This is a genomic window from Catenulispora yoronensis (genome assembly GCF_039531695.1).
GTDB classification, from domain to species: domain Bacteria; phylum Actinomycetota; class Actinomycetes; order Streptomycetales; family Catenulisporaceae; genus Catenulispora; species Catenulispora yoronensis.
Window position 1 is genome coordinate 14,365 of sequence record NZ_BAAAQN010000057.1, and the last position, 15,037, is coordinate 29,401.

Consider the following 15,037-nt stretch of genomic DNA (forward strand, 5'->3'; position numbering starts at 1 on the left):
AAGAGGTTGCGCCGCCCGGGACCTGTGCCGTACCCCGCCTGCCGACCCGTGCCGAACGGAGAACCGCGATGCCGCGCGCCGCGACCGAGTCCACCAAGACCGAGTCCGCCAAGGGTGGCGCGCGCCGCCGCGCCGCGCTGTCCCGGGACGTGATCATCGAGGCCGCGCTGAACATCGGCTCCAAGGAGGGCGGCTCGGCCCTGACCTTCAGCCGCCTGGGCAAGGAGCTGGGCGCCGACCCGACCAGCGTCTACCGGCACTTCCGGGACAAGGACGAGCTGGTGGTGGCGCTCACCGACCGGATGGTGACCGAGTCGGTGGCGCGGATGGCCGGCGTCGAGGTGGCCGAGCTGGGCTGGCGGGAGTGGCTGCGGCGGGTCGCGCACTCGATCCGCTCGGTCTACCTGGACCGGCCGGCGATCGCGGTGCTGGCCGCCAGCCGCACCGCCGCGAGCAAGGCCGAGACCGAGAGCGTCGAGGAGATCATCGGGGTGCTGCACGGCGCCGGGCTGCCGGTGCTGGAGGCCGCCGAGGTCTACCGCGCCCTGGTCGACCTGACGCTGGCCTTCACCCAGTACAGCGCCGCCTGGTCGCTGCTCGACCCGGAGTACCAGGGGCGCGACGAGCAGGCCTGGGCGGTCGGCTACGCCACGCTGCCGGCCGAGCGGTTCCCGCTGGTGCACGCCAGCGCCGCCCGCCTGCTGGAGCTGACCAGGGACGACGCCACTGTGTTCGAATACACCCTGGGGCTGTTCCTGGACGGCGTGCAGGTCCGGGTGGCCGCCCACGCGGCCTCGGCCACCTGACCGGAGTACCGCGACCGGCGTGCTGACGTGCGACGCCGAAATACGGGTGTTACCAACGATGTGGGGATGTGCCCCGTCACCGCATCGTTGGAGGAACCTTCATGGGACCGAGACTCGCTATATCGGTCGACTGGGGCCAGGGCATTTCGAACGCCTGGTCCTCGGTGGTCGACATCATTCCGAAGCTGCTGGCCTTCGCCGTGATCATGGTGGTCGGCTGGCTGGTCTGCAAGGCCATCGCCAAGGCCCTGGACGCGGTGCTGCGCCGCATCGGGGTGGAGCGGATGGCCGAGAAGGCCGGCGCGAGCCGCTACCTGGCCAACTCGAAGTGGGACACGACCGCGATCCTGACCAAGGTCGTCTACTACGGCCTGCTGCTGGTCGTGCTGCAGCTGGCGCTGGGCGTCTTCGGCCCCAACCCGGTCAGCGACATGGTCCACTCCGTGGTCGCCTGGATCCCCAAGGGAATCGTCGCCCTGGTGATCATCGTGATCGCCATGGCGGTCGCGAACGTGGTCCGCGAACTGGTGACCAACCTGCTGTCGTCGGTCTCCTACGGCAAGGTGCTGGGCTGGATCGCCTGGTCCTTCATCGCCTTCTTCGGCGCGGTGGCGGCCCTGGCCCAGGCCGGGATCGCGACCTTCGTGCTGGGCCCGCTGCTCAACGCGGTGCTGTTCACCATCGCCGGCATCGCGGTGGTCGGCGTCGGCGGCGGCCTGATCCAGCCGATGCGCTCCCGCTGGGAGCGGATGCTGAACAAGGCCGAGCAGGAGACCACGAACCTGGCGGCCTCGACGAACATGTCGGCGTACCAGATGGGCCGCAGCGACGCGGAGGCCGGGCAGCCGTCGGGCCAGACCACGACGCAGACGCCCTATGGCCGGGAGCCGGGCACGACGGCTTGATGCGGTGCGAGCCGGGGGAGACGGCGCGGAGGAACTCGGGAGGGCGCGAAGAAGTGCTCAAAGGCGCGAAGGAGCGCGGAAAGGCGCGGGAGGGCGGGGCGCGGGTCCGGATACGGGCCCGCGCCTTCGGCGTGTGCGGGGCCGTGCGCAGAGCCTCAGCAGCTCAGCGACTCAGCGCATCAGCGGCTCAGAACGCCAGCAGGTCCTTCTCGCGAACCAGCCAGCAGATGGCGGTCAGGCGCAACGTGGCGAAGTCGTAGCCGACCGGCTCCTGCCAGCCCTTCTCGGCCAACACGTCGTTGAATCCGAGCACGTAGTCCGTCAGCATCTCGCGATCGACCGTCCGCTGCGTCGGCAGCTGCGCACCGGACGCGGCCAGCGTGTCGCACACCGCCGCCGCATGCTGGTCGACCGCCGCGACCAGCCCCGGGTCGAACGCGAACTCGGCCAGACGCGGCATGAAGGCGGCGACCACGCCGGCCAATGGGGAAGCCATCGGCGGCGCGTCGTCCTGGGGCGGCGGGAAGTCCATTCGTTGACGGTAAGTCCCCATTTCAGGGTGCGTCAAAGAGAACTTTGCACGGTGACGGAACCGATGCCGACGGTGACCACCACAGGGGTTCCGACGCCGCACAGGTGGTACGACGGTGGCGGACCGTCCGCGAATCCTGACGGAGGGTCGCGGCGCGCCGAGGTCGACGCGCCGGCGCGTCACTCGGCGGGCTTGGCCGTGTCCAGCTTCTCGGGCGCGTGGTCCGCGTCGCCCTCGGGCTCGGGGCTCTGCTCAGCCTCGGAGCTCGCATCGGGCTCGGCGATCTTCTCGATCACGCTGTCCTGCTCAGCCGCCGGGTCCTGCTCGGCCACGGTGCCCTGCTCGGTCCCGGAGCTTGTCTCGGCCGCGGCATCCGTCTCAGCCTCGGCGATGTTCTCCGGCTCGGAGCTTGTCTCGGCCGCAGGATTCTCGTCAGCCTTCGGAGCCGCCTCGGACGCGGCGACGTGCTCCGCCTCCGCCTCCGTCTTGGCGTCCTCGCTGGGCTTGGCTTCGCTCTCGGCTGCGGGATTCTCGTCAGCCTTCGGGGCTGCCTGGGGCGCGGCGACGTGCTCCGCCTCCGCCTTGGCCTCCTCGCTGGACTTGGCCTCGTCCTCGGCTGCCGGATTCTCGTCAGCCTTCGGGGCCGCCTCGGGCGCAGCGACCTTCTCCGCCTCCGCCTTGGCGTCCCCGCCGGACTTGGCCTCGTTCTCGGCCGCCTTCGCGTCCTTCTCGACCTTCCCCCGGGCGTCCAGCTCCGCCGCCTGCTCCAGGGTCGGCGCGGTGCCGCCCAGGTGCGCCGGCTGCCACCAGGCGTCCTCGGACCCGGCGGGCTTGTCCGGGTAGGTGGTCTGCGCCTCGTCGAGCAGCGCGCTAAGCCGGCGGTGCAGCTCCGCGGTCAGCTCGGTCGCGTTCTGCCCCTTCTTGGGGTACATCGGCTCGCCGACCAGCACGGTGATCGGCAGGTGGCGCTGCCACAAGCGGCGCGGCCGGCCCTTCGTCCACATCCGCTGGGTGCCCCACAGCACCACCGGGATCAGCGGCACGTCGGCGGCCTGGGCCATCCGGACCGCGCCGTTCTTCAGGTCCTTGATCATGAAGGAGCGGCTGATCGTCGCCTCGCCGAACACGCCGACGATTTCGCCGGACTTCAGGAAGTCCAGCGCCTGCCGGTACGAGGACAGGCCGGCCTCGCGGTCCACCGGGATGTGCCGCATGCCGCGCATCAGCGGCCCGGAGATCCGGTTGTCGAAGACTTCCTTCTTGGCCATGAAGCGCACCCGCCGCTTCGACGGCAGCGCGGCCGCCCCGGCGAAGATGAAGTCCAGGTAGCTGATGTGGTTGCTGGCCAACACCGCCCCGCCGCCGCGCGGGATCCGGTCGGCCCCCCGCACTTCGATCTTCAGGTCGAGCATCCGGAAAGCACCCTGCATCGCCCGGATCACCGGGGGATAAACGTATTCGCGTTCGGCCACAGGAGGACCCTAACCTACTCTTCCGTAGGTTAGTGCCACTCGCGAGCACTCCGAGCTCGCATCGGCACTGGAATCTTCGCCCTCACGACCGGAATTCGAGGACGCCGTGACCCCCGCACCCCACCTGACACCGTCCGCAGCCGTCATCGTCCGCCTCCTCAAGGCCCCGCGCCCCGATGTCGAGTACCCGGCCACCGTCCTGCACGACGACGGCGACCACCTCGCGGTCCGTGCGCCCTGGTTCGGCGACGAGCCCCGCGACATGGGCTTTGCCGTGTTCGAGCCCGGCGATGTCTGGATCGAGCACTTCTGGCGCACCCGCTGGTTCTCGATCAAGGAGGTCCAGGCCGCCGACGGCACGGTGAAGGGCTGGTACTGCGACGTCACCCGGCCGGCGACCGTCCTGCCGCCCGCCGACCCGGCCGAGGCCGCGCGCCTGGCCGTCGCAGACCTCGACCTTGACCTCTGGCTGTCCGGGGACCACACCAGCATCCTGCGACTCGACGAGGACGAGTTCGAGGCCAGCGGCCTCGCGGACCGCGAACCGGACACCGCGGCCCGGGCGCTGGCATCGCTGGACGACCTGGAGGCGACGGCACGCGCCGACGGGTTCAAGGCGTTGCTGTCCCACTGACCGTTGCATCGGGCGCGTCGGATGCGTCAGCCGCATCCGGCTCGTCCGGTCCGTCAGCCTTGATCTTCACCACGCCGCTGTCGAGATCGATGGGCCCGGTGTGCGGATCCCCGAGGCCCGTCTCGTCGCGCGACCACTCCAGCCTGTTGCGCTCCTCCTCAACGTGTCGACGGCTCGGGAGGAACCAGTCCAAGATGATGCTCACATTTATGGCAACGATCAGCGCCGCTCAGGCGTTCCACGCCTGAGCGCTTGAGCCGACCGAGTGAATCGCCCCATTTCCTCTTGAATAGGTATAAGTCTCCCCAACATCCTGGTGCCTCACGATCCTGAGGGGACAGGGGAAGGGGGCGCCAAGATGGCACCACGCACCAGATTCGGCAAAGTGAAGCCTCGCTCTAAAAGGGCCGGTTCCATTAAGTCCGACTATCTCAATCTCGCCGGCCTCACCGCCCGCGGCTGGACCGCTGCCATGGTCCGCGATTTCCTGGGCCGGCCCGACGCCACCGAGCCCAACCCTCGCTTCCGCAACGCCGCGCCCACGCTGAAGTTCGCCCGCGCCCGCATAGAAGCGGCGGAACGCACCCCCGCGTTCGCTGCCCGCCTCGACCTGGCAGCCCGCAGATCGGCCGCGGCCAAAGCCGCGGCCCGGCGCCGCCGGATGGAGATCCTCCGCCTCATGGCCGACGAAGAGATCCCCATCCCGAAACTCACCCCGGCCCTCCTTGAGGCGCGCGCCATCCGCCACCGCGACGTCCGCGCCCTCACCGACCCCGACCCCCGAACCCTGAACCGCTGGAAGGTCAACTACCTGCGCCAGCAACTGGCCCGCTACGACCCCATGATCGAGGGTCTGTTCGGCCGCGTCGGCCGAGCCGACGCGGAGCAATCACTGCGCCGGCGAGTCTTCGAGGCGATCGTGAAGACGTATCCAGAGCTACAGGACGAGTGTCAACGGCAGCTTAGGGTTTGCGAGCGAATGCGGGAGTAGCCGACTCCCGAGCGAACTTTACGCCGTAGCGACGATTGCCAGGCCGAGCGTTGGCCCGCTGAACTGCAACGATTGTCGATGACGTCGGCCGCTACTGTGCGCCGTCCTGGCCGGCGCTTTTGGCGGCGTCGGAGCGCGAGGGCTTCGCTTCGCCGTGCCGAGACGCGCTTCGGTCGTTCAGCGCATCTTGGCCATCGGCACCAGATCGCCGCCGCCGCGCGAATCTCCAGCTCGGATCGCTAACCCCGATACAACTCCCGCCCGATGATCGTTCGCTGTACCTCCGAGGCGCCCTCGTAGATTCGCGGTGCGCGGACTTCGCGGTACAGGTGTTCCAGCAGGTGTCCTTGCTGGAGGGCGATGGCGCCGTGGATTTGGACTGCGGTGTCGACGACGAATTGTGCGGTCTCTGTTGCGAACAGCTTGGCCATTGCTGAGCGGCTTGCGATGCGGCTTTCGCCGGTGTCGTAGGCCTCGGCGGCGCTGTAGACGAGGAGACGGGCGGCTTCGAGGCGGGTGGCCATTTCGGCTAGGGAGTGGGAGACGGATTGGAGGTCCTTGAGGACTCCGCCGAAGGCTTTACGGTGGCCGGCGTGAGTGATGGATGCGTTGAGGGCTGCTTGGGCCATGCCTACTGCGAAGGCGCCGACGCTGGGGCGGAAGAGGTCGAGGGTGCGCATCGCGACGCGGAAGCCGTGGTCGACGTCGCCCAGGACGTCGGCTCGGGTCACCGGGACCGCGTCGAAGGTCAGGCGGCCGATGGGGTGGGGGGAGATCATGTCGAGGCGGTTGCCGGAGAGGCCAGGGCGGTCGGCGGGGACCAGGAAGGCCGTCACGCCGCGGGCTCCGGCGTCGGCGGTCGTGCGGGCGAAGACGCTGTAGAAGTCGGCTTCGGGGGCGTTGGAGATCCAGGTCTTCTCGCCGGTCAGGGTCCAGCCGTCGGCGGAGGGGGGCGCGGCCAGCGACAGTGAGGCTGCGTCCGAACCGCTTCCGGGCTCTGACAGGGCGAATCCTGCCACCGCTGTGCCGGCCACCACTCGGGGCAGCCAGCGGGCGATCTGTTCCTCGGTTCCGTTCTGGACGACGGGGTACGTCCCCAGCCCTTGCAGCGCCAGCGCGGTCTCGGCCTCGGTCGATACCTGTGCCAGCGACTCGCGCAGCAGGCACAGGTCCAGTGCGGCGGCCTCGGCTCGGCGGTCGGCGACGTCGGCACCTGGAAAGAGCTTGGCCAGCAGGCCGTGCCGGCCCATTGCCGCCAGCAGCGGGCGATTCACGTGTCCGGGCGCGCCGGCGGCGGCCAGGGCCGCGAGTTCGGTCTCCGCCAGGGTGCGCACGTGGGCGCAGAAAGCGGACTGAGCGGGGGTGAGGCGGAACTGCGCGGATTCCATGGCTGTCAATGTAACAAAATCTTGACTGCCGTCACAGAAGTCGTACGCTGGTGCCGTCGAGCACGTCAGAAGGCGCACCTTCGGCGACAGCCTTGCGTTGGTCCTCGCCGTGGAAGCTTTGCCGCGTCACCTGCTTCATCCCTTTCATCCGCGCCACCCGTCCTGCCCAGCACCCGCCAGCCACCACGGAGTACCGGAGTCCCGGAGGACCCGATGGACCTGCTCCCGTCAGCGCACGTCGACACCTTCGCCCGCGACCGCCTGCCCGCCGCGGACCGTTGGCCCGAGCTGCTGCCCGGCGGTGACGATCTGCGCTATCCGGACCGCCTGAACTGCGCCGCCCACCTCCTCGACACCGCCCTCGCGGCGGTTGGGCCGGACCGCAGGTGTCTGATCTCCGCCACCGAGACCTGGACCTACGGCGACCTGGACCGGCGCAGCGATCAGATCGCTGAGGTGCTGACGACGGAGCTCGGGGTGCTGCCCGGCCATCGGGTGCTGATCTGCGGCCCGAACAGTCCGTGGACCGTGGCCTGCTGGTTCGGCGTGCTGAAGGCCGGCGCGGTGGTGGTGACCGTCGTGCCGTTGCTGCGCAGCGAGGAGATCGCGACCGTCGCGGAGATCGCCGACGTCGGCGTGGCGCTGTGTGCCCCGGGCTGCGACGCCGAGGCGGTGAAGGCTGATGTCGCCGGGATGCGCGTCGTGTCAGTGGGCGGCTCCGGTCCCGACGACCTGGTGGCCCGCTGCGCCCGGTCTCCGCAGCGGAGGTTCGTCGCGGTCCAGACCTCGCAGGACGACGTCGCGATGATCGCCTTCACCTCCGGCACCACCGGCCGCCCCAAAGGCTGCATGCATTTCCATCGCGACGTCCTGACCATCGCCGACACCTTCGCCAAGCACGTCCTCAAGCCGACCGCCGACGACGTCTTCACCGGCAGCCCGCCCCTCGGGTTCACCTTCGGTCTCGGCGGCCTGGTCATCTTCCCGCTCGCGGTCGGCGCCTCGACCGTGCTGCTGGAGCGCGGCAGCCCGGAGGCGCTGCTCGCGGCCGTGGAGAAGCACGGCGTCAGCGTCCTGTTCACGGCCCCGACCGCCTATCGCGCCATGCTCGCGATGCTGGAGGCGGCCCCGGACGGTGGCCGCGACCCGCGGCTTCTGACGCTGCGCCGCTGCGTCTCGGCCGGCGAGGCGCTCCCGGCGGAGACGTGGCGGGCCTGGCTGGCCGCCACCGACATCAAGATCATCGATGGTATCGGCGCCACCGAGCTGCTCCACATCTTCATCTCGGCGGCCGACGACGACATCCGCCCCGGCTCCACCGGCCGTCCGGTGCCCGGCTGGCAGGCCGCGATCCTGGATGCGGACGGCCACCCGGTCCCGGACGGCGAACCCGGCCTACTGGCCGTCCGCGGCCCGATCGGCTGCCGCTACCTCGCCGACGAGCGCCAGACCAGCTACGTGCGCCACGGGTGGAACTACACCGGCGACACCTACATCCGGGACGAGGACGGCTACTTCTGGTACCAGGCCCGCTCCGATGACATGATCATCTCCTCCGGCTACAACATCGCAGGCCCCGAGGTAGAGAGTGCGCTGCTGCGCCACCCCTCGGTGCTTGAGGCCGGGGTGGTCGGGACGCCCGATCCGGACCGGGGCCAGCTCGTCACGGCCTTCGTCGTGCTGCGCCCCGACACCTCGCCGGGTGAGGCCACGGTGAAGGAGCTTCAGGAGTTCGTGAAGCTGCGCATCGCCCCCTACAAGTATCCCCGGGTGATCCACTTCGTCCCGGCGCTGCCGCGTACCGCGACCGGCAAGCTCCAGCGTTTCAAGCTCAAAGACCTGTCCTGAACCGGACATGCGGGCACGGTATCTTGCCGCTGTGTCGCCCGAGCCCGCCGAGACCGTCGTCCCCAGGAAGCCGCCGCCTGTGAGCGCACCGCCGAAGACCGAGGCACTGTCGGCGGACGCCACGGCCATGCGGGCCCCGACGCCGCGTTCGCTGATCGTGTCGTTCTTCGGGGCCTACGGCCGCGAGCTCGGCGGCTGGATCGCGGTCGCCGACCTGGTGGCGCTGCTCGGGCGCCTCGGCGTCGACGCCCCGGCGGTCCGCTCGGCGGTGTCCCGTCAGAAGCAGCGCGGCTTCCTGGAGGCGCGGCAGGCCGGCGGCGTCGCGGGCTACTCCTTGTCCGCGGAGGCCGAGCAGATCCTCGCCGACGGCGACCGCCGGATCTACGTCCGGCAGGACGTGAAGCTCGACGAGGGTTGGGTCCTGGCGGTGTTCTCGGTCCCGGAGTCCGAACGCCACCGTCGCCACCTGCTGCGCTCCCGCCTGTCGCGCCTGGGCTTCGGCACCACCGCGCCCGGTGTCTGGATCGCGCCGTCCCACCTGGCCGAGGAAGCGCGGCACACGTTGGAGCGCCTCGAACTGGCGGCCTACGTCGACCTCTTCCACGCCGACTACCTCGCCTACGCGGACCTGCGCGAAGCCGCCGCCCGCTGGTGGGACCTCGGCGCGGTCCAGGCCGGGTACGCCGAGTTCTCCGCGCAGTTCCTGGACACGGACGACGAGCCCGGCGACGACGCCGAAGCCTTCGCCACCTACCTCAGGGCCCTGGACGCCTGGCGGCGCATGCCCTACCGGGATCCCGGGCTGCCGCCGGAGCTGCTGCCCGAGGATTGGCACGGTGCGCAGGCGGCGGACATCTTCTTCCGTCTGCACGACACGCTGCGCGGTCGTGGCCTGGACTACGTGCGCAGCGTCGTCCAACGCTGAGGGGAAAACCGAGGACTAAGCCCGAGGTCAGGCCGGGCGGCAAGGCGGAGGTCGGGCCGAGGGGCGAGGCAGAGGTTAGGCCGAGGGGCGAGGCAGAGGTTAAGGCGAGTACCAAGCCCGAGGTCAGGCAGGGCGGCAAGGCGGAGGTCAGGTCAACGGGCAAGGCGGAGGGCGAGCCGCGATTCAGGCTGTGCTCCCGAACAGCTCGTCCAAGTGGTAGCCCAGCACCGCCACGGCGTCCTCGCCGGTGCGTTGGCCGCCCAGCACGCTCGACCCCAGCCCGTTCACCATGGCCAGCAGTCCGGCCGCGACCTGCGCCGCGTCCTTGCCTGTGTCGACCTCGCCGGCGTCCTGCGCGGTCTGGATCTGCTTGGTGAGGAACCCCTCCAGCACGTCTGGCTGCGCCGCTCCCTGCTTCTCCAGCGCCCCCGGCTCGTTGAGCACCAGCGTGTAGTACGCGTTGTAGGTCCGGGTGATCCGTCTGCTCTCGGAGTCCGTCGGCAGGATGCAGCCCAGGATGGCCGTCACTACCGAACGTGGTGTCGGTGGCGAGCCTGCCTGTGCGATCCATGCGGTCATGCGAGCCTGCAACTGGTCTCGTAGCCGGGCCAGGGCGTCGAGCAGTAGTGCGTCCTTGGTCGTGAAGTAGTACTGCACCAGGCGGAGCGATACTCCTGCCTCGGCCGCGACCGCGCGCATGCTTGCTGATTGGAGGCCCTGGGTGTCCGCGATCCGGAGTAGCGCTTCGGCGATCTGGGCTCGGCGTGCCTCGTGATCGACCCGCGCAGTCATGGTGTGACCTCCCTCTCGTGGTACGACCGTATCATGCCGTGGTACACCTGTATCATGACAGCGAGCGAGTTGAAGATCAGCGAGTTCAAGGACGCCAAGTCCGCCGACCGGTACCGCGCCGCGTATCAGCGGGCGTACGACAACGTCTGGCCGGTCCCCGCCACTGCCGTGGACGTCCCCACCGCCTACGGCACCACCCGCGTGTACCGCACCGGGCCGCAGGACGGCCGTGGTGGCACCCCGATCGTGCTGCTCCCGGCCTCCGGCGGGAACGCCCTGATGTGGCACCGGTACATCGAGCCCCTGAGCCGTGAGCACACCGTCTACACCGTGGACACCGTCGGCGAACCCGGCCTGAGCGTGCAGACCGCGCCGTTCGCCGGCGGCCCGGCGCTCGCCGATTGGCTGGCCCAGACGCTGGCCGGGCTCGACGTGACTGACGTGCACGTGGTCGGCGCCTCCTACGGCGGCTGGATCGCCCTGTGCCACGAGGTCCATCACCCGGGACGGACTTCCGGCCTCACCCTGGTCGACGCCGCGGGCTTCGCCGAGGTCGGCTTCCGCTTCTACCGCTGGATCATCGTCGGGGGACTGGCCGGCCTGGCGCCCCGCAAGCTCCGGCCGCGCCTGTCCCGCATGGTGCACAACAGTGCGATCCTCGACGACGACCTGATGGCGCTGGTGAAGGCGTCGATGGGGTTCCGTCGCCGCCTGCCCGGGGCCACCGTGATCAGCGACGAGGAACTGGAGCGGATCACGGTCCCCGCGCAGTTCCTGCTCGGCGAGCGCAGTGCGCTGCACCGCTCCGAGCAGGTCGCCGAGCACATCGGCCAGGTGCTGCCGGCCGCGCGGGTGGAGATCGTGCCCGGGACCGGCCACGCCTTGTCGACCGACGTCCCGGACCTGGTCGTCGACCGGATCCTCAAAGGCGCCGCCTATACCGCGGCCTAGCAGCGGCGGGCGCCTTGCGCGACCGTCCGCCGCTACCGCTATCGCTACCGGAGCCACCAGCCGCTATCGCCGCTACCCTGCGGCTGCTGCTACCCCTGCAGCCACCCCCGCGGTCAGCCGCCACCCCTGCCGCCAGCCGCTACCCCCGCGGCCGCCACCGCGCGTGAGCCGTTCCCGCCGAACCGCTCCGGATCAGCTCCAGCCGGGGACGCGGACCGTCGGTCCGGCCGGAGGCCGGCTTGCGCGCGCCGGCCTGGAACGGCAGCGGCCACTGCGCGCCGGGACCGGAGTACTCCTGTTCGGCGGCCGCGTGCAGGGTCCACTGCGGGTCGTAGAGGTGGGTCCGACCCAGTGCACACAGGTCCGCGCGGCCGGCCAGCAGGATCGAGTTCACGTCGTCGTAGGACGAGATGGCGCCGACCGCGATGGTGGCGATGCCGGCCTCGTGCCGGATCCGGTCGGCGTAAGGGGTCTGGTACGACCGGCCGTACTCGGGCTTCTCGGTGGCGGTGACCTGGCCGGTCGAGACGTCGATGGCGTCGGCGCCGTGCTCGGCGAAGGCTTCGGCGATCGCTACCGACTCGGTGCCGTCCACGCCGCCGGGGGACCAGTCGGTCGCCGATACCCGCACGGTCGTCGGACGGTCCGCCGGCCAGACGGCGCGCACTGCGTCGAACACCTCCAGCGGGAACCGCAGGCGGTTCTCCAGCGTGCCGCCGTAGTAGTCCGTCCGGCGGTTGGTCAGCGGCGACAGGAAGCTCGACAGCAGGTAGCCGTGGGCGCAGTGCAGCTCCAGCAGGTCGAATCCGGCGCGGGCGCCGCGTTCGGCGGCGGCGGCGAACTCCTGTTTGATCGCGTCGAGTTCCGTGGCTGTGAGCTCGTGCGGAACCTGGTTCACCCCGGGCCGGTAGGGCAGCGGCGAAGGGCCGACGACCGGCCAGTTCCCCTCCGGCAGCGGCTCGTCGATGCCCTTCCACATCAGCTTCGTCGAGCCCTTGCGGCCCGAGTGCCCGAGCTGGAGTCCGATGGCCGCGCCGGAGTGTCCGTGCACGAAGTCGACGACGCGACGCCAGGCCGCTTCCTGCTCCTCGGTGTAGATCCCGGTGCAGCCCGGCGTGATCCGTCCGGTCGGGGAGACGCACACCATCTCGGTCATCACCAGCCCGGCGCCGCCGAGCGCCTTGGAGCCCAGGTGCACCAGGTGGAAGTCGTTGGGGACGCCGTCGACCGCCGAGTACATGTCCATCGGGGAGACGATCACGCGGTTCCTCAGCGTCAGCCCGCGCAGCTGGAAAGGCCGGAACATCGGCGGGGGCGCGTCGCCGTTGACCTCGGCGGCGAACTCCGGGTCGCGCAGCTTCAGGTTGTCGTAGGTGACCCGGCGCGAGCGCGTCAGCAGGTTGAAGGCGAACTGGAGCGGCTCCTGGTCGGTATAGCGGCCCAGGTCCTCGAACCAGCGCAGGGACGCCGCCGCCGCGCGCTGGGTGGAGGCGACGACCGGCCGCCGCTCGGCCTCGTAGGCGGCCAGCGCCGAGGGCAGGTCCGGGTTCTCACGCAGGCACGCGGCCAGCGCCAGCGCGTCCTCCATGGCCAGCTTGGTGCCGGAGCCGATGGAGAAGTGCGCGGTGTGCGCTGCGTCGCCGAGCAGCACGATGTTGCCGTGCGACCAGTGCGCCGTGGTCACGGTCGCGAAGCTGAGCCAGCGCGAGTTGTTGGCGATCAGCCGGTGGCCGCCGAGCATGTCGGCGAAGATCTCGCCGATCCGGGCGATGCTCTCGTGGTCGCTCTCGCCGGGCTGGAAGTCGCGGCCGGCCGAGCGGTCGAAGCCGGCCGCGCGCCACACCCGCTCGTGCATCTCGACGATGAAGGTCGAGCCGTGGGCGTCGTAGGGGTAGCCGTGGACCTGCATGACGCCGTGCGGAGTCGGTTGCACCTGGAAGCGGAAGGCGTCGAAGACCAGGTCGGTGCCGAGCCACATGTAGCGGCAGTCGTGGGTCCGCACGGCGGGCTGGAAGGCGTCGGCGTACTTCGTGCGGATCGCGGAGTTGACGCCGTCGGCGGCCACGACGAGGTCGTACTCGGCGGCCAACTGCTCGGTCGAGGGCGCCGGGGTGAGGAACCGGACCTTCACACCGAGGTCGGCGCAGCGGCGCTGGAGCATCTGCAGCAGCCGCACCCGGCTCAGCGCGGCGAAGCCGTGGCCGCCGGAGGTGACGACCCGGCCGCCGTGGTGCACGTCGATGTCGTCCCAGCGGGCGAACTCGGCGGCCATCGCCTCGTGGATCACCGGGTCGGCGTGCTCGATCCCGCCGAGGGTCTCGTCGGAGAACACGACGCCGAAGCCGAACGTGTCGTCGGCGGCGTTGCGCTCCCAGACGTCGACCTGCGCGCCGGGGTCCAGCTGCTTGGCCAGGGCCGCGAAGTACAGGCCGCCGGGTCCGCCGCCGACGACCGCGATCCTCACGGCACCACCGCGACGCCGGTCAGCTCCACCAGCGCCGCCGGGTCGAACAGGCCCTTGACCTCGAAGAACGCCATCGCCGGGTAGTGCCGGCCGAGGTGGCGGCGCCACACCCGTCCCAGCTCCTTGAGGTCCTTGCGGTACTGCTCGGCGTCGGTGGCGAACACGGTGACGGTCACCAGGTGCTCCGGCGCCGCGCCGGCGGCGGCGAGCGTCGCGGCCAGGTTGGCCAGCGCGAGGTCGAACTGTTCGACCAGGCCGGCGGCCGGGTTGACGGTGCCGTCCGGATGCAGCGCGGCCTGGCCGCCGAGGTAGACGGTGCGGCCGGGGCCGGCGGCCACAGCGTGCGAGAAGCCGACCGGGGCTGCCAGCTCCGGCGGGTTCACCAGCTCGTGCGGGGTCGTAGGGGTAGTGGCGGCGGCGGCAGTGGCAGTGGTGGCAGTGGTGGTGGCGGCCCGCTCGGCGGGCCCGGTGCTCATCGGCCCTCCCACTTCGGCGTCTCCTTGGCGTTGAACGCGCGATGGAACTCGGCGTGGTCACGGCTGTTCATCAGCAGCGCCTGCACGGCGGCGTCCATCTCCAGCGACGGCGACAGCCCCATGTCCAGCTCCCGGGTGAGCAGCATCTTCGTCTGCGCGTAGGCCAGCGCCGGGCCGTCGGCCAGCCGCCTGGCCAGCGCGTTCGTCGCCGCTTCCAGTTCGGAGTCCTCGACCAGCTCGCTCACCAGGCCGTACTTGTCGGCCTCGGCCGCCTTCACGGTGTCCCCGAGCATCAGCAGCTTGGTGGCGTTGCCCAGGCCGACGATGCGGGGGAGCAAGTAGGCCGCTCCCATGTCGGAGCCGGACAGCCCGACCTTCGTGAACAGGAAGGCGAACCGCGCCGAGGCGGCGACCACGCGGAAGTCGGCGGCCAGTGCCAGCACCGATCCGGCCCCGGCCGCGACGCCGTGGATCGAGGCGATGACCGGCACCGGGATTTCTCGTAATGCCCGCACCACGTCCCCGGTCATCCGGGTGAAGGCCAGATGCTCGTCCGGGCGCATCGCCAACAGCGCGCCGATGATCTCGTTGACGTCGCCGCCCGAGCAGAACCCGGGGCCCTCGCCGCGCAGCACCAGCACCCGGGTGTCGCCCCGGTGCGGCAGCTCGGCCAGCAGGTCCCGCAGATCGGCGTAGGCCTCGAACGTCAGGGCGTTGATCTTCTCGGGACGGTTCAGGGTGACGGTCGCGACCCCGTCGGCGTGCTCCACGCGGAAGTGGTCCCACTGGTTCGTGAACGGGACCGAACCCCGGAACGGGCTCATGCGCTGTCCTCCCGGTGCGCTGCGAGGGT

The 15,037-nt window shown here is 70.6% G+C and carries 14 protein-coding genes and 1 pseudogene; 7 read left to right on the forward strand and 8 right to left on the reverse strand.

Translation table 11 applies throughout. The annotated features are described in order from the left end of the window. The first annotated feature begins 68 nt into the window (after positions 1–68). Both ABD481_RS35225 and ABD481_RS35230 read left to right on the forward strand, forming a co-directional pair. Positions 69–806, forward strand: a complete 738-nt coding sequence (locus tag ABD481_RS35225; protein ID WP_344670176.1) for a TetR/AcrR family transcriptional regulator — start codon at positions 69–71, stop codon at positions 804–806. Positions 807–907: 101 nt separating this feature from the next. Beyond that, positions 908–1,711, forward strand: a complete 804-nt coding sequence (locus tag ABD481_RS35230; protein ID WP_344670177.1) for a mechanosensitive ion channel family protein — start codon at positions 908–910, stop codon at positions 1,709–1,711. A 187-nt stretch (positions 1,712–1,898) separates the two neighbouring features. On the opposite strand, the gene ABD481_RS35235 is transcribed toward ABD481_RS35230, so the two are convergent. After that, positions 1,899–2,243, reverse strand: coding sequence for a DUF6401 family natural product biosynthesis protein (locus ABD481_RS35235; protein ID WP_344670178.1), 345 nt, complete (start codon positions 2,241–2,243; stop codon positions 1,899–1,901). A 740-nt stretch (positions 2,244–2,983) separates the two neighbouring features. Further along, a pseudogene (locus ABD481_RS35240) lies at positions 2,984–3,673 on the reverse strand (lysophospholipid acyltransferase family protein); the annotation flags it as partial. Between the two features lie 148 nt (positions 3,674–3,821). Here ABD481_RS35240 and ABD481_RS35245 point away from each other — a divergent pair. Next, entirely contained in the window at positions 3,822–4,349 is a 528-nt protein-coding gene (locus tag ABD481_RS35245) for a ribonuclease FAU-1 family protein (RefSeq protein ID WP_344670179.1), read from the forward strand. Here ABD481_RS35245 and ABD481_RS35250 read toward each other — a convergent pair. Next, positions 4,327–4,554, reverse strand: coding sequence for a DUF6191 domain-containing protein (locus tag ABD481_RS35250; RefSeq protein WP_344670180.1), 228 nt, complete (start codon positions 4,552–4,554; stop codon positions 4,327–4,329). The two genes, ABD481_RS35245 and ABD481_RS35250, sit on opposite strands and share 23 nt — an antisense overlap. 153 nt (positions 4,555–4,707) lie before the next feature. Here ABD481_RS35250 and ABD481_RS35255 point away from each other — a divergent pair, with 153 nt between their 5' ends. Then, the gene (locus tag ABD481_RS35255; RefSeq protein ID WP_344670181.1) at positions 4,708–5,340 is read left to right on the forward strand and encodes a hypothetical protein; all 633 of its coding nucleotides are present in this window, start codon (positions 4,708–4,710) and stop codon (positions 5,338–5,340) included. Positions 5,341–5,579: 239 nt separating this feature from the next. Here the strand turns inward: ABD481_RS35255 and ABD481_RS35260 are convergent, their stop codons facing one another. Beyond that, a complete protein-coding gene (locus ABD481_RS35260) occupies positions 5,580–6,728 on the reverse strand; it encodes an acyl-CoA dehydrogenase family protein (protein ID WP_344670182.1) in 1,149 nt (382 codons plus the stop codon). A 213-nt stretch (positions 6,729–6,941) separates the two neighbouring features. Between ABD481_RS35260 and ABD481_RS35265 the strand changes: the two genes are divergently transcribed. Both ABD481_RS35265 and ABD481_RS35270 read left to right on the forward strand, forming a co-directional pair. Continuing rightward, positions 6,942–8,576, forward strand: a complete 1,635-nt coding sequence (locus ABD481_RS35265; protein WP_344670183.1) for an AMP-binding protein — start codon at positions 6,942–6,944, stop codon at positions 8,574–8,576. Between the two features lie 127 nt (positions 8,577–8,703). Continuing rightward, complete coding sequence (locus ABD481_RS35270) at positions 8,704–9,501, forward strand: PaaX family transcriptional regulator (RefSeq protein WP_344670226.1); 798 nt, start codon at positions 8,704–8,706, stop codon at positions 9,499–9,501. Positions 9,502–9,684: 183 nt separating this feature from the next. Here ABD481_RS35270 and ABD481_RS35275 read toward each other — a convergent pair whose 3' ends face one another. Further along, positions 9,685–10,293 (reverse strand): TetR/AcrR family transcriptional regulator, encoded by a 609-nt coding sequence (locus tag ABD481_RS35275; RefSeq protein WP_344670184.1) that lies wholly within the window; start codon positions 10,291–10,293, stop codon positions 9,685–9,687. A 54-nt stretch (positions 10,294–10,347) separates the two neighbouring features. On the opposite strand from ABD481_RS35275, the gene ABD481_RS35280 reads away from it, so the two are divergent. After that, on the forward strand, positions 10,348–11,244 hold the full coding sequence (locus tag ABD481_RS35280; RefSeq protein WP_344670185.1) for an alpha/beta fold hydrolase: 897 nt from the start codon (positions 10,348–10,350) through the stop codon (positions 11,242–11,244). 139 nt (positions 11,245–11,383) lie between these two features. On the opposite strand, the gene ABD481_RS35285 is transcribed toward ABD481_RS35280, so the two are convergent. Genes ABD481_RS35285 through ABD481_RS35295 form a run of 3 tightly spaced genes read right to left on the reverse strand, consistent with a single transcriptional unit; the run spans position 11,384 to position 15,008 of the window. Beyond that, entirely contained in the window at positions 11,384–13,708 is a 2,325-nt protein-coding gene (locus ABD481_RS35285; protein ID WP_344670186.1) for a bifunctional salicylyl-CoA 5-hydroxylase/oxidoreductase, read from the reverse strand. Further along, positions 13,705–14,184, reverse strand: coding sequence for a RidA family protein (locus tag ABD481_RS35290; RefSeq protein WP_344670187.1), 480 nt, complete (start codon positions 14,182–14,184; stop codon positions 13,705–13,707). Before ABD481_RS35290 ends, ABD481_RS35285 begins: the two co-directional genes overlap by 4 nt. Further along, positions 14,181–15,008 carry an enoyl-CoA hydratase family protein gene (locus ABD481_RS35295; protein ID WP_344670188.1) on the reverse strand — a complete coding sequence of 276 codons (828 nt, stop codon included), beginning with the start codon at positions 15,006–15,008 and terminating at the stop codon, positions 14,181–14,183. The genes ABD481_RS35290 and ABD481_RS35295 overlap by 4 nt, the downstream gene beginning before the upstream one ends. Positions 15,009–15,037: the final 29 nt, after the last annotated feature.